Source organism: Desulfovibrio sp. Huiquan2017 (assembly GCF_017351175.1).
Lineage (GTDB): Bacteria > Desulfobacterota > Desulfovibrionia > Desulfovibrionales > Desulfovibrionaceae > Pseudodesulfovibrio.
On the sequence record NZ_JAFMPN010000004.1, the window covers coordinates 210,850 to 224,885 of the forward strand.

Annotated in this window: 13 protein-coding genes; 8 read left to right on the forward strand and 5 right to left on the reverse strand. The window is 63.0% G+C overall.

Annotated features, from left to right (window positions below):
• Positions 1 to 13: 13 nt before the first annotated feature.
• The 3 genes from J0909_RS04735 to J0909_RS04745 are packed head-to-tail and all read left to right on the forward strand — an operon-like array spanning position 14 to position 2,741.
• Positions 14 to 895: a F0F1 ATP synthase subunit gamma gene (locus tag J0909_RS04735; RefSeq protein WP_207260919.1), complete on the forward strand. Its 882-nt coding sequence runs from the start codon at positions 14 to 16 to the stop codon at positions 893 to 895.
• Positions 896 to 911: 16 nt separating this feature from the next.
• On the forward strand, positions 912 to 2,309 hold the full coding sequence (gene atpD / locus J0909_RS04740; RefSeq protein WP_207260921.1) for a F0F1 ATP synthase subunit beta: 1,398 nt from the start codon (positions 912 to 914) through the stop codon (positions 2,307 to 2,309).
• A gap of 12 nt (positions 2,310 to 2,321) precedes the next feature.
• Positions 2,322 to 2,741 carry a F0F1 ATP synthase subunit epsilon gene (locus J0909_RS04745; RefSeq protein ID WP_207260922.1) on the forward strand — a complete coding sequence of 140 codons (420 nt, stop codon included), beginning with the start codon at positions 2,322 to 2,324 and terminating at the stop codon, positions 2,739 to 2,741.
• A gap of 288 nt (positions 2,742 to 3,029) precedes the next feature.
• On the opposite strand, the gene waaF is transcribed toward J0909_RS04745, so the two are convergent.
• Positions 3,030 to 4,070 (reverse strand): lipopolysaccharide heptosyltransferase II, encoded by a 1,041-nt coding sequence (gene waaF / locus J0909_RS04750; protein WP_207260925.1) that lies wholly within the window; start codon positions 4,068 to 4,070, stop codon positions 3,030 to 3,032.
• A gap of 92 nt (positions 4,071 to 4,162) precedes the next feature.
• Here waaF and J0909_RS04755 point away from each other — a divergent pair, with 92 nt between their 5' ends.
• A complete protein-coding gene (locus J0909_RS04755; RefSeq protein WP_207260927.1) occupies positions 4,163 to 4,402 on the forward strand; it encodes a hypothetical protein in 240 nt (79 codons plus the stop codon).
• A gap of 247 nt (positions 4,403 to 4,649) precedes the next feature.
• Here the strand turns inward: J0909_RS04755 and J0909_RS04760 are convergent, their stop codons facing one another.
• The 3 genes from J0909_RS04760 to J0909_RS04770 all read right to left on the reverse strand — a co-directional run bounded on the left by J0909_RS04760 (position 4,650) and on the right by J0909_RS04770 (position 6,659).
• On the reverse strand, positions 4,650 to 5,300 hold the full coding sequence (locus tag J0909_RS04760) for a flavodoxin family protein (protein ID WP_207260929.1): 651 nt from the start codon (positions 5,298 to 5,300) through the stop codon (positions 4,650 to 4,652).
• Between the two features lie 211 nt (positions 5,301 to 5,511).
• Positions 5,512 to 6,231 carry a M48 family metallopeptidase gene (locus J0909_RS04765; protein WP_207260930.1) on the reverse strand — a complete coding sequence of 240 codons (720 nt, stop codon included), beginning with the start codon at positions 6,229 to 6,231 and terminating at the stop codon, positions 5,512 to 5,514.
• Complete coding sequence (locus J0909_RS04770) at positions 6,228 to 6,659, reverse strand: 2-thiouracil desulfurase family protein (RefSeq protein WP_207260931.1); 432 nt, start codon at positions 6,657 to 6,659, stop codon at positions 6,228 to 6,230. Before J0909_RS04770 ends, J0909_RS04765 begins: the two co-directional genes overlap by 4 nt.
• A gap of 73 nt (positions 6,660 to 6,732) precedes the next feature.
• Here J0909_RS04770 and J0909_RS04775 point away from each other — a divergent pair, with 73 nt between their 5' ends.
• The 4 genes from J0909_RS04775 (at position 6,733) to J0909_RS04790 (ending at position 11,428) form a co-directional block, all read left to right on the forward strand.
• A complete protein-coding gene (locus tag J0909_RS04775) occupies positions 6,733 to 7,887 on the forward strand; it encodes an MFS transporter (protein ID WP_207260932.1) in 1,155 nt (384 codons plus the stop codon).
• Between the two features lie 123 nt (positions 7,888 to 8,010).
• Positions 8,011 to 9,264, forward strand: coding sequence for a response regulator (locus tag J0909_RS04780; RefSeq protein WP_207260933.1), 1,254 nt, complete (start codon positions 8,011 to 8,013; stop codon positions 9,262 to 9,264).
• A 2-nt stretch (positions 9,265 to 9,266) separates the two neighbouring features.
• Positions 9,267 to 10,418, forward strand: coding sequence for an HD domain-containing phosphohydrolase (locus tag J0909_RS04785; protein WP_207260934.1), 1,152 nt, complete (start codon positions 9,267 to 9,269; stop codon positions 10,416 to 10,418).
• Positions 10,415 to 11,428, forward strand: a complete 1,014-nt coding sequence (locus tag J0909_RS04790) for an HD domain-containing phosphohydrolase (protein ID WP_207260935.1) — start codon at positions 10,415 to 10,417, stop codon at positions 11,426 to 11,428. Before J0909_RS04785 ends, J0909_RS04790 begins: the two co-directional genes overlap by 4 nt.
• Here the strand turns inward: J0909_RS04790 and J0909_RS04795 are convergent.
• Positions 11,425 to 13,995: a PAS domain S-box protein gene (locus J0909_RS04795; protein ID WP_286181777.1), complete on the reverse strand. Its 2,571-nt coding sequence runs from the start codon at positions 13,993 to 13,995 to the stop codon at positions 11,425 to 11,427. The genes J0909_RS04790 and J0909_RS04795 overlap by 4 nt on opposite strands.
• Between the last annotated feature and the right edge of the window lie 41 nt (positions 13,996 to 14,036).

Genomic DNA, 14,036 nt, shown 5'->3' on the forward strand with positions numbered 1-14,036 from the left:
AAGGGGTAGTTGAATGGCTTCGTTAAGAGACGTCCAGAATCAGATTACTGGCGTCAAGAAAACCAAGCAGATCACCAAGGCCATGGGCATGGTGGCATCGGCAAAACTGCGCAACGCGCAGGAGCGTATCGAACGCTTCCGTCCGTATGCGAACAAGTTTTACGAGATGCTTGGCGACTTGGCGGCCGGAGCTGACGAATCGGTGCATCCGCTGCTGGAAGTCCGTGAAGAAGTGAAGACCGTGGGAATCATGGTGGTCACCTCGGACCGCGGGCTGTGCGGCGCGTTCAATATCAACATCATCAACACGGCCAGGAAACTGGCTCTGGCCAAAGCGGCTGAAGGCAAGACGGTCAAACTCTGGTGCATCGGCAAGAAGGCGCGCGACACCTTCAAGAAGCTCGATTTCGAAATCGTGCGGGCCGAGGCCGACGCCATGACCCACTTCGACTTCACCCTGGCGGCCAGCGTCGGGAACGAATTGATCTCCGGCTATGTCGCGGGCGACCTCGATGAAGTCCACGTGTGCTTCGGCGAGTTCCAGAGCATGGCCAAACAGCCGCCCGTCGACCTGACGGTGCTGCCCATGGCGGCGCACGAGGAAGCCGGGGAGCAAGGCGAGACCGGAACCTCCGGCGACTACTTGTACGAACCGTCCGTGGAAGGGTTGCTGGCCGAGCTCCTGCCTCGGTTCATCAAGGTCCAGGTGTACCGCGGTCTGCTGGATACTTCCGCATCCGAGCACGCGGCCCGCATGGCGGCCATGGATAACGCCACCAAGGCATGTGACGAGTTGACGGACACCCTGACCTTGCTCTTCAACAAGACAAGGCAGGCCGCCATCACTGGCGATCTTATGGACATTGTCGGCGGCGTGGAAGCGCTGAAAGGATAAAAGGGGGCTATGAAAAATGGCTAATACTGGTAAAATCGTTCAGGTAATCGGCGCCGTCGTCGACGTCGAATTTGCCGAAGGGAATCTTCCCAACATTCTGTCCGCGTTGGAGATCCAGAATCCCAACAACGTCGATGCGCCGGACCTGATCTGCGAAGTCGCCCAGCACCTGGGCAACAACGTGGTCCGCACCATCGCCATGGACGCTACCGAAGGTCTCGTCCGCGGCATGGCTGCCGTGGACACCGAATCGCCGATCACCGTTCCGGTGGGCTCCGGTTCCCTGGGACGCATCATGAACGTCGTCGGCAAGCCCGTTGACGAACTGGGTGAGGTGCCCTGCGAAAAGCGGCTGCCCATCCACCGTGAAGCCCCTGCCTTCACCGAGCAGTCCACCAAGGTCGAACTGCTCGAAACCGGCATCAAGGTCGTTGACCTGCTCATCCCGTTCCCCAAGGGCGGCAAAATGGGCCTGTTCGGCGGCGCCGGTGTCGGCAAGACCGTTATTCTCATGGAGATGATCAACAACATCGCCAAGCAGCACGGCGGCATCTCCGTGTTCGCCGGTGTCGGAGAGCGCACCCGTGAGGGCAACGACCTCTACCACGAAATGAAGGAAGCCGGCGTTCTGGAGAAAGCCGCGTTGGTCTACGGCCAGATGAACGAGCCTCCGGGAGCCCGCGCCCGCGTCGCCCTGACCGCCCTGACCTGCGCCGAATACTTCCGCGACGAGGAAGGCCAGGACGTGTTGCTCTTCATCGACAACATCTTCCGGTTCACCCAGGCGGGTTCCGAAGTGTCCGCACTGCTCGGCCGCATGCCTTCGGCGGTTGGTTACCAGCCGACCCTGGGCACCGACCTTGGTAAGCTGCAGGAACGCATCACCTCGACCAACAAGGGTTCCATCACCTCGGTCCAGGCCGTTTACGTGCCCGCCGATGACTTGACCGACCCCGCGCCGGCCACCACCTTCGCGCACCTTGACGGTACCCTGGTTCTGTCCCGTCAGATCGCCGAGCTCGGCATCTACCCGGCAGTTGACCCGCTCGACTCCACGTCGCGCATCCTGTCCCCGGACGTCCTGGGCGCCGAACACTACAACACCGCCCGTGAAGTCCAGTCCGTGCTCCAGAAGTACAAGGACCTTCAGGACATCATCGCCATTCTCGGTATGGACGAACTGTCCGACGAGGACAAGCTGACCGTCGCCCGCGCCCGCCGCGTGCAACGCTTCCTGTCCCAGCCGTTCCACGTGGCCGAGGTCTTCACCGGCGTGCCCGGCGTGTACGTCAAGACCGAGGACACCGTGAAGGCGTTCCGCGACATCTTGGACGGCAAGTACGACGACCTGCCCGAGCAGGCCTTCTACATGTGTGGTCCCATCGAGGAAGCCATCGAAAAAGCCAAGCAGTAAGCGAGGTAACTCATGGCCATTATGAAGCTTGAAATTGTCACTCCCGACCGGAAGGTTCTTTCCGAGGATGTGGAATACGTGGGCGCGCCCGGCATCATGGGCGAATTCGGCGTACTGCCGAACCACGTGCCCTTCCTGTCCGCTCTCGGGATCGGCAATCTTCACTACAAACAAGACGGCAAGGCATTCTACGTCTTCGTCTCCGGCGGCTTCGCCGAAGTCAGCAACAACCAGGTCACCATCCTGGCCGAGGTTGCCGAGAAAGCCACCGAGATTGACGTGGAACGCGCCATGAAGGCCAAGGAACGCGCCGAACAGCGCAACCAGGCCGCCAAGGAGAAGGTCGAGGCCGCCCGCAACCAGGTCGCACTGAAACGCGCCATTTCGCGCATCAGCTGCAAGTCCAATGGCCAGAACGCCGGTACCTGCTAACAACGACCATCCCACCACCCGATAACAAAGGGGCGGCTCCGCAAGGAACCGCCCCTTTTCATTGGCTACCGCGCCCCACGCTGTATGCGTTGCGTGATGCACCTTCGGCAAGGCCGAATGACTGCGGGAAAAACGTCCTCCGCAAGCCGTGCGCCGCGTACTCCCCGTAAAGCAACGTAAAAGTTTTGGAGATCCCCAGGCACCTTTTCCAAAAGGCTCTTGGTCCGTCGAAGACGCCCGCCCGGCATGGCTCCTTGTCCGAGCAAACCGGCGTGCGCAGCCCCCGCCTTAGAGGCCGAGCTTCCGCTCCAGCTCCGCCCAGACGCGATCCGGGGTAAGATCCCTCATGCACTTGAAATGACCTTCGGGACATTTCTTCGGACCGTGCAAACCACAGGGGCGGCACGGGAGGCCATCCACTTCAAGGACCGTGGAGTTGTCGCCGCGCGGGAAGAAACCGAGGGCCTCGACCGTGGGGCCGAACAGGGCCACCAGGGGCACATCCTGAGCCCAAGCGAGGTGCATGGGGCCGGAGTCGTTGGTCAGACAGGCATCAAGCCTGCCGAAATAGGCGGCCAATTCCGGAAGGGAGAGTTGTCCGGCCAGATTGGTCACGCGGCTGAGGTCGGTCCGCGCACCATCGATGACGCGGGCAGCCACCGGCTCCTCGCCCGGCCCGGCAAAGACAAGTACATGCGCGCCGGCGTCCACGGCGCGGGCGACGATTTGGCTGAAATATTCCTCGGGCCAGCACTTGGTCGGCCAGGTGGAGCCGGGATGGATGCCGAGCACCGGCCGGTCGAGGCAGAACGCCTCCCAGAAATGCGCGGAGGCGCGACTGGCGCCCTCGGGCAGCACGAGTTCGGCGCGGGGTGCGGGGCCGATGATGCCCAACGGCCGGACTAATTCCATGAGCCGCTCAATCTCGGCCAACTCGTCGAACCGCCGGTCCACGGTCTCGGTGTAGGCCAGCCGGTTGAACCACGGACGGTTGTAGCCGATGCGCCGCCCAATGCCCGTGGCCCCGGCCACCAGGGCCGAACGCAGGCTGGTATGCGCCGAAATCCACAGATCGAAGCCGTCTTTCCCAAGCTCCCAGCCCAAGCGGACGGCGGCGTTCAGGGACTTTTGCGCACCGCGCTTGGCGAACGGCCGGACCCGCGCAATCTCGGGCTGGGCCATGAACACGGACTCCACCCCGGTGCGCACGAAGAAATGAATATCCGCGTCCGGGAAACGGTCCTTGAGCGCCCGAAGCAAGGGCAGGGTCAGGACCGCATCACCCAGGAAGGCGGTCTGCCAGACGCCTATTTTTTTGTATTCGCGCATGGGGTGTACGTGTATCCTGTCGGGCAGGTTCAGGCAACATCTTGATCTGTGAACGCCCAACGGCTACCCTAGGCGCACCAAAGGAGCCCACCATGAAATACATCATGTTCGAAGACTTTTCCGGGACCGCCGTGCCCATCATCTTCCCCAGCCGCATCAACTTCGACGAGATGCGCGAACAGATGCCCTATACCACCGCCCTGTCCGCCGGGTACATCACCCTGACCGACGCAGGCGTGCGTTGCCACGGCCAGTCCAAATCCCTGCAACTTGAAGCCGGTCCCGACGACGCCGCCATCATCCAAACCAAATTCGAAGACGCCGAGAGCTGAGACGCCTTCCACGCCGGGGGAAGGGAAGAGGGAAAGCCGTTTGCAAAGAGTTTCCCCTCTCCCCTTTCCCCGGACTTCTTCCCCCTCTTCCCCCCCAAGCCTTGTTAAATCGCTGCGCGAAAGCGGTTGCGATGTTGGGCCCTTCTTTTGGGAGGGAGGGGAAGCGGTGTGCGCAGGAGAGAAAAAATCAGGGCCGACATTTTTATATGCCGACCCTGATCCTTTAAACAGGAATGGGGACCGAGGATCAGGCCTGGTAACCCCGGGCCAGACGTGCGCCGAGTTCCTTTGCCGCCTGAAGATCCCTGGGGAACTGTTCCGCGCGCTGCCGGGCTTTGTCGTTCTTGTCAAAGCCGGTCTCGAACTTGTCGTAGTCGCTGTACTGGGTGGTATTCGTGGACAGCAGCAGTTCGCAAGAGCCAAAATGCCGGGCCAGGTTGGCCCGGGTCCGTTCGAACATCGACGGGTAGCCCAGCTCGTCGAGCCGGCTTTCCGGCACGTTCATGGTGTAGATCAGCCCTGTGGCGATCTTGCCCGGGAAATGCGGCTTGGAGTAGTCCGCGTAGTTGAGATAGGGGAACTGCAACCGCTCAAGGAACGCCCGGGTACAGGCCAACTCGCAGCTGTAATACACCGGGGTACCGAGCAACAGGGCGTCCGCCTCCCTGAACCGCTCCAGAACGGGTTGCAGGTCGTCCTTGAGCGCGCACACGCCAATCTCCCGGCGCCCGTGCCGTTTGCAGGCGAAGCAACTCGAACAGCCCTTGAAATCGAGGTGGTAAAGATGGATCAGCTCCACCTCGGCCCCGGCCCCGCGCGCACCCTCCAAAGCGTGCTCGATCATGGTTGCCGTATTCCCTTTCTTCCTCGGACTGCCGTTGAAGGCCATCAGTTTCATACCAGCTCCTTGTGCGGGACGCGGCACGCCACGCGGCTCTTGGTGTTCTAGCGAAGATGAAAATCCCAAAAGGACAAGAAGCGCAACCCGCTTTCCCGCCCAATCTCAACACAAACCGGATCGCCCTGTCCTTGCACCATGCGGCGAAGTCTGCGGACGGGCGAAGTCCATCGACCGCGACAAGGCAGGGCAAGGGGTGGAGCCGCGGGGGTCACAGGAACCATGCGGGCACGAAGCGGCTACCCCGGCTGACCTCGGCTTCGAGCCGCCTGTAGTCCGGCTCGTATTCGGCCACGCAGGCCCAATAGGCGGGGGAATGGTTCATGTGGCGGGTGTGGCAAAGCTCGTGCAAAAGCAGGTGATCCACCAGAACCGGGGGCAGGAACAGCAGCTTGGCGTTGAGGGAAATGGTCCCGCGCGACGAACAACTGCCCCAGCGGGTTCGTTGCCGCCGCACGCGCAGGGCGGCGTATTGGAACCCGGTCCGTCGGCTGGCCCGGTCAAGCCACGGCAGCAACGCCTCGCGCGCCTTCTTCACGGTGTGGCGGCACAGCCCGTCGAGAAGCCCCTCGCGATCCAAGGCGGGTCCGGCGACGAGCAGCCGGGCCGCGTTCTCGGTCACCCGCACCCGGCCTGGCCGGTCGAGGTAGTCTACCCGAACGGTCCGTTCGATGGCGCGGTAGTCGATGCTCGCGGGCAGTTGCGGCGGCGCGCCCGAAAGGTCGATCCCGGCGGCGCGCATGCGGTCGCGGGTACGTTCGATCCACGACCGTTTTTCTTCCAGGATATCCGGCACCTGGGCCGGATCGAATCGCTTGGGCGTGACCACTTCGAGGCCCCGGCCCGGGATCAGCTTGACCAGCACCCGCTTGGCGCGCGGGTTGGCCTTGACCGTCAGGGGCAGCTCGGCAAAAACGGCGAGGCCGCTCACTCGGCCAGCTCCTCCTCGGTGCGCACTTTGATGCCGCGAGCCTTGAGCAGCCGGGCGAAAAATCCATCGCCGGGCACGCGAACGGAAGAGAAGCTCCCGTCGTAGATCTCACCCGAGCCGCAGGATGGCGAACGAGCCTTGAGTACGGCCTCGCGGCAGCCGAGAAGTTCGGCCAGCCGGGCGCCTTCCTCGGCCCCGCGCCGGAACTCGGCGGTGCGGTCCGCGCCGTCGGCGTCCACCACGCAATCGCCCCGGATTTCGCAGGGCCTGCGCGGCGTGGGCAAACCGCCGAAGACTTCGGGACAAAACGGCACGGCGCGCCCCCGGCGGATCAGTTCCACCACGGGCGCGAAGGGCTCGGCCTCGCCGTTGTAACGGCAATACAAGCCCGCCAGGCAGGCGGACACGAGAATGGGCGTATCGGGCATGGGCCTATTCTACACTTGATCTTTGCCGGGTCAAAGCCCTATTGTCTGGCTCCCGCAAACAAGGACCCATCCCATGACAGACACAGACAAGAAACGCCGCATGTACATTTTCCTGCTGGTGCTGGTCATTTGCTCCAGCGCGGCCTTTCAGGGCTGGCGGACCCTGCTGAACAACTTCGCCGTGGAAGTGGCCGGGCTGGACGGCATAAGCATGGGCATCGTCCAGTCCGTGCGCGAAGTGCCCGGTTTCCTGGCCCTGCTGGCCATCTACATGATCATGATCGTCTCCGAGCACCGATTGGCCGCCCTGTCCGTGGTGGTGCTCGGCCTGGGCGTCTCCCTGGTTGGATTGATGCCGTCCCTGGGCGGCCTGGTTTTCACCACCCTGCTCATGAGTTTCGGTTTCCACTACTACGAAACCATGAACCAATCCCTGACCCTGCAATACTTCGACAGGACCGAGGCCCCGGTGGTCATGGCCCGCCTGCGGTCCATCACCGCCCTGACCAACATCAGCGTTGGCGGAGCCATCTATCTGCTGGCCAAGAGCCTGGGCTACACGGAAATGTTCGCCCTGCTCGGCGGGGTAGCCGTGGCCGCCGGGCTTTGGGGCCTGACCCGCGACCCGTCGCGGGCGGACCTGCCGCCCCAGTTGAAAAAGATGACCTTCCGCTCCCGGTACTGGCTCTACTACGCCCTGACTTTCCTAAGCGGGGCCCGGAGACAGATCTTCACGGTCTTCGCCGTGTTCCTGCTGGTCACCAAATTCGGCTACACCGTCCAGCAGGTGACCATCCTGTTCGTCTGCAACAACATCATCAACTACTTCGCCAACCCGATCATCGGCCGGTCCATCAACAAGTTCGGCGAGCGTTCGGTCCTGACCGTGGAATACACCGCCCTGGCCATCATCTTCTTGGGTTATGCCCTGACCGAAAACCCGATCCTGGCCGCAAGCCTCTATATCCTGGACAACATCGTCTTCAACTTCGCCATCGCCATCAAGACCTTCTACCAGAAGATCGCCGACCCGCAGGACATCGCCTCGGGCATGGCCGTGGGCTTCACCATCAACCATATCGCGGCCGTGGCCGTGCCGGTCACGGGCGGGCTCATCTGGATGGCCGACTACCGGCTGGTCTTCCTGGCGGCCGTGGGCCTTTCCCTGGCCTCCCTGGTCCTGGCCCAACTGACCACACGCCAGATCCGCGCCGCCGCCCGGGACTGATTTCGGACCCCGGCCAGGACCGCCTTCCGACCAAAGGATATCTTATACTTCTCTCACGGATCGGCTTCGTGTATGGTGTATGGGAAAATAACTTCCCTGCACCCAAACAAGGAACGCCGCCCCATGGACAAGATACGCCTGCTTTTCGTGGACGACGAGACCAACGTCCTCGCCGCGTTGCGCCGTATGCTGCGGAACAAGAGGGACCATTGGGACATGACCCTGGTCAACTCGAGCCAAGCCGCCCTTGAAGCCCAGGAGAAGGCCCCCTTCGACGTCATCGTCTCGGACATCAAGATGCCGGGAATGGATGGCGCCGAGCTGCTGACCCGGGTCAAGGACACCTATCCCGGAACCATCCGCATAGCCCTGTCCGGCCAGGTGGACCTGAACGAGGTCATCCGCTCCATCCGATCCGTGCACCAGTACATCTCCAAGCCGTGCTCGGCCGAGGATCTCATCGCCCGCATAGAAGGCGCCCTGCGCTCCAAGGAGGTCTTGACCGACCTCAAAATGCTCAAGCTGATCACCGAAATCGACGCCCTGCCGGTCATTCCCCGCATCTTCCAGGAGATCCGCGACGAACTGTCCAAGCCCGAGCCGTCCATCGAGCGCATCGCCGACAGCATCATCCAGGACGTGGGGCTCATGGCCAAGATCCTCAAGCTGGTCAACTCGCCCTTCTTCGGCCTGCCCACGCACATCGACTCCATGCACAAGGCCATTACCATGCTCGGCCTGGAAACCATCAAGACGCTGATCCTGTCCACCCACCTGTTCACCTCCTTCGACGACCACGCCCTCTCCGGGCTCAAGCTGAACCTGCTCTGGGAGCACAGCTTCCGGGTGGCCAACATCGCCCGGCTCATCGCCGAATGCGACAAGGCCGAAAAGCAGGTCATCGTCAACTGCCGCATGGCCGGACTGCTGCACGACGTGGGCAAGCTCATCCTGATCAACTACTTTCCCGAAATGTATAGACAGGTTTTGGAAACGGTTCGCAAGGAGGGCGGCCCGATCTACGTCGTGGAGCAGCGGGTCTTCGGCACCACCCACGCCGAGGTGGGCGCCTACCTCATGGGCCTGTGGGGTCTGTCCGATGCGGTGGTCCACGCCATCGGCTACCATCACGACCACCGCCCCTCCGACGAATACATCCCCAACGTGATCGCTGCGGCCAACGCCATCGACCACCACTGCGTGGTTTTTCACAAGGAATATGCCCGAATCAGCATCCGCGAGGCGATGGCCCCGCAACTGTTCAAGGAAAAGCGGCTGCAAGCGTGGCTGGACCACATCACCGAACACTGGCAGGACATCGACGCCTTCGACTGTGGCGACGAAGACGTCCTCAACAAGATCTTGGACAAGGGGTAGCCATGAAACCACGCATCCTGCTCGTTGACGACGAGCCCAACGTCCTCTCCGCCCTGCGCCGCCAACTGCGCGAACAATACGAGGTCGATGTCCAGGCCAATCCGGCCGAGGCCTTGAAGCGGATCGACAAGGCCACCCCCTACGCGGCAGCGGTCTCGGACTACCGCATGCCCGGCATGAACGGCATCGAATTCCTCAACGAGCTGAAAAATCTGAGCCCGGACACCACCCGGCTCATGCTGACCGGCTACGCGGATCTGGACAATGCCATCCGCGCGGTCAACGACGGCAACGTCTTCCGCTTCCTGACCAAGCCGTGCGAACGCGACAACCTGCTCCGGAACGTGGCCGACGCGGTCCGCCAGCACGAATTGGTCACCGCCAAGCGGGTCCTGCTCGAAAAGACCCTCAAGGGAAGCGTGGACCTCTTGAGCGAGATCACCTCCATGGTCAACCCCCACGCGGGCGAACGCATCAACCGCGTACGCCGCTACGTGCGCTACTTCGCCGAGAAGAAGGGGGCCAAGGATTTGTGGCGCTACGATATCGCGGCCATGCTCTGCCAGCTCGGCACGCTCATCCTGCCGCCAGGCACCCTGGAGACCCTGGAGGAAGGCGGTGAAATCTCGCCCGAGCAAGTCCAGATGTGGGAGATGCACCCGGCCATCGCCCAGAGTCTGGTCACCCGCCTGCCCCGGCTCCAGTCCATCGCGGATATGATCGCCTATCAGCTCAAGGGGTTCGACGGCACGGGCACGCCCCGGGACAACGTCAAGGAAGAAAACATCCCGCTGGGAGGCCGCATCCTCAAGGTTGCTCTGGACTACGACATGGCCCGGCAGCGCGAAAGCACCCCCCAAAAAGCCTTCCTCAGCCTGGAAAAGGATCTCGAAGCCTACGACCCCGAGCTCATGTACTATCTTGAAGGCATGCTCGGGGTGGAGGCGCGCTACGCCATCCGCACCGTAACCCTCAGGGAGCTTGCGCCGGGCATGGTCCTGCACGAGGACGTGATCTCCAAGCAGGGTGCCCTGCTGGTGCGCAAGAGCCTTGAATTGACCAAGGACAAAATCGACCGCATGCACATGTTCGCGGAAAAGGTCGGCATCCCCGAGACCTTTACCGTGCTCGTGCCGGAGATTCCAAGCCGATGACCGGACGCGCAGCGCACGAAAACGTCCCGGTGCTCTTGGTGGACGACGAACCCAAGGTTCTCGACGCCCACCGCCGGACCTTACGCGGCCGGTTCGACCTGCACACCGCCCAGGGCGGTAAAGCGGCCCTCGAAGTCTTGGCGGACCACGGCCCGTTCACTGTGGTGGTCACCGACTTCAAGATGCCGGATATGGACGGCATCAGCCTCCTCGCCCGGGTGGCCGAGCTTTACCCGGACACCGTGCGCATGATCTTGACCGGCTACGCGGACATGGACACCGCCATCCGGGCCGTGAACACCGGGGCCATCTTCCGCTTCCTGACCAAGCCCTCCGCCCCGGACGACCTGGCCATGGCCATCGGAGCGGGCATCGAACACGCCGAGATGGTTCGGGACGCAAGGAAATTGGAGATCGTCCACCGCCTGAAGGACGGCTTCGAGCAAACCCTGCGCGCCTTCACCCGGTTGGTGGAGTTCCGCGACCCCTACACCTCCGGGCACATGGACCGGACCGCCGACATCGCGGTGATGATCGCCGAACGCATGGGCATGGCCGAAGACGACGTGGCCGGGCTGCGGCTGGCCGCCATGGTCCACGACATCGGCAAGGTGGCTGTGCCCTCGCACCTGCTGAACAAGCAGGGAGAGTTGAGCGACGCCGAATTCACGGTCATCAAGGCCCACGCCGAAGTGGGCGCCGAAATATTCAAGGGGCTGGGCGTGGTCTGGCCCATCGCCCGAATGATCCGGGAGCACCACGAACGGCTGGACGGCTCCGGCTATCCGCTGGGGCTCACCGGCGACGAAATGCTGCCCCAGTCCAAGGTGCTGGCCGTGGCCGACGTCATCGACGCCATCATCACCCATCGGCCCTACCGGCGCGGCCTGGGCAAAGACGAGGTCGTCGGGTATCTGCTTGAAGGCAAGGAAACGCTCTTCGATCCTCAGGTGGTGGACATCGCCCTGTCGCTCATGGACGAGGAGCGTATCCGCGAACCCGGGAGCTAGGCCTCCTGGGGCTCCTCGAAGGGCAGCCGGACCGTGAAGGTCGTGCCCTCACCCTCCACAGTCTCGATTTCGATGCGTCCGCCGTGCATGCCGACCACCACATTGTGCGAGATGGCCAGCCCCTGGCCCGTGCCCTTGCCCACTTCCTTGGTGGTGAAGAAGGGATCGAAGGCCTTGGCCGCCACTTCGGCGGACATGCCCGTGCCCGTGTCCGAGACCTCCAACACCGCGAAATCCCCTTCGGACCGCGTGTGGATGGAAATGGTTCCCTGGCCGTCGCTCCCTTGAAGCTTGGACTCGATGGCGTGGGCCGCGTTGACGATCAGATTCAGGACCACCTGGCCGACCTCGCCCTTGAGGCAGAAGACCGGGGCCAGGGAATCGTCCGGCTCAAACGCCATATCCGCCACGTACTTCCATTCATTCGTGGACACGGTGATGGCGTTCCTGACGATCTCGTTGAGGTCGTGGAATGCCTTGGCCAGCTCCCCGGGGTGGGCCAGCTGCTTGATGGACCGGACGATCTCGGCAATGCGCTTGAGCCCGGCCTCGGATTCCTTCAGGGCATTCGGCACGTCCTCGGCCAGGTAGGCCATCTCCTCCTCGTCCAGGACGGATCCGGCCCGCTCGCGGAATGACTCGTCCGGGAAAAGATCGGGGTGCTCCTCGACGAACCGGACCAGTTCCCGGCAACGCCCGATGGTCTGGGTGTAGGTCTCGCAGGAATCGCTCAGGAATTGCAGGTTGGAGGTCACATACTGGGTCGGCGTGTTGATCTCGTGGGCGATGCCCGCGGCCAACTCGCCGATGGACTCAAGCTTCTGGGACTGCCTGAGCTGTGATTCCACCACCAGTTGCTGGGTGATGTCCCGGCCCACGCCGACGAAACCGATGAGCTCGCCCGACTGGTTGCGGATGGGGCCTATACTCGATTCCAGGGTGTATCGTTCGCCGTTCTTGCGCCGGTTGACAATGCGCCCTTTCCAAACCTCGCCCCCGGTGATGGTCTGCCACATGTCGTCGAAGAACTCGGCCCGCTGCTCCCCGCTCGCCAGGATGGAGGGCGGCCGGCCCACGGCCTCATGCCGGGAAAAACCCGAAACCGCCTCGAAAGCCGGGTTGACGTAGGTCATAAGGCCGTCCAGACCGGTCATCACGATCATCTCCGCCGCCTGGTCGATGGCCGCGGTCAACCGACTCATGGCCAACTGGGCCTCCTTGATCCCGGTGATGTCCGTGAAGGTATGGATGTTCCCGGCCGCCTTGCCTCGGGTATTGCCCATCTCGACCACCTGCCACAGGACCCAGATGAAACTCCCGTTGCCGGACAGGAGCCTGAGCTCGACCTTGTCCGTGGCCGGGCCGACCCGTTCGAGCCAATGCTTCCAGACCAGCTTGCGGTCTTCGCGGTACACATTGTTCAGCCATCCCTGGCCCGCCAACTGAACCGCCGAGGCCTTAGTCATCTCGTGCATTTTCTCGTTGGCGTAGAGCAGATTCCCGGCGATGTCGGTGATGATGATGGCCACGGGCGAGGCCTTGGCCAGCCCCCGGAAGCGTTCCTCCGATTCCTTCTGGGCCTGGTTGGCCTTGTGGATGCGGGTGGCGTCGTTGCCGATGCACAGCAGCTCCGCCGGGCGGCCCTGATCCATGATCAGCTTGACCGTCCAGGAGACGTATCCTTCGCGGCCGTCGGCCATGCGCACGGGGATCTCGTTCTGGCGGCCTTCGCCGCCGATGACCTCGACCACCGCGTCCAGCCCCTCTCCTTCGGCGGAGACCGCGAAATAGGACATGAGCGTGCGCCCGCGAATTTCTCCGTCCCGACCCGCCAGAAAGGCCCGGGCAAAGGAGTTGGCAAAGGTGATCCGGCCCTGGCCGTTGATGCGCAGGATCAGGTTGTTGGCGCCCTCGACCAGATCGCGGTAACTCTTCTCGCTCGACTGCAGATCGCTGATGAGCGGCTCGCTGACCTTGAGGAAAAGGAAGGCGCAGAACATGGTCAGCCCCAGGCCCACGCCGAAAATGGTCAGGTTGGCCCGGGTAAACGGAGCGCGTATCTCCTCCAGGTCCATCCTGGCCACCATGCCGAACCTGTTCCGGTTCAGGATCATGGGCGCGTAGGCGGCCAGGGTCTCGACACCGCGGCTGTCCAGGGCAATCAGGGTTCCGCTCTCCCCGGCCAGGGCCCGCCGCAGGGCCTCGTGGTCGGCCTTCCCCGAAGACTCCCCGACGGCGGGGACGGCGGCGGGCACCGGCCTTCCGTTGATCAGCAGATAGCGGATCTTCCCATTTTCAAGCCGGGCCACGATGAACTGGCCGGATCGGCTCTTCAGTTCGAATTCGCGCTGGGCCCGGCCGAGATGCTCGATGATGGCCTCCGTGGTTACCTCCGCATGGGCCCCGCCGCCGCCATGGGCCATCCAGCCCATCTCCACGGCCAAGCTGGCCTGGCTCTCGACCAGTTCCTGCAACCGGACCCTTTCCTCGACGATGGCCGTCTTGAGTAAGAGGCGCGTGCCGTAGGTGGATACCGCAGCCACAAGGGCCACCATGATGAGCAACAATGAAAGAACTCTCCGATTCCGTCCCTGCATGGATACCTCCA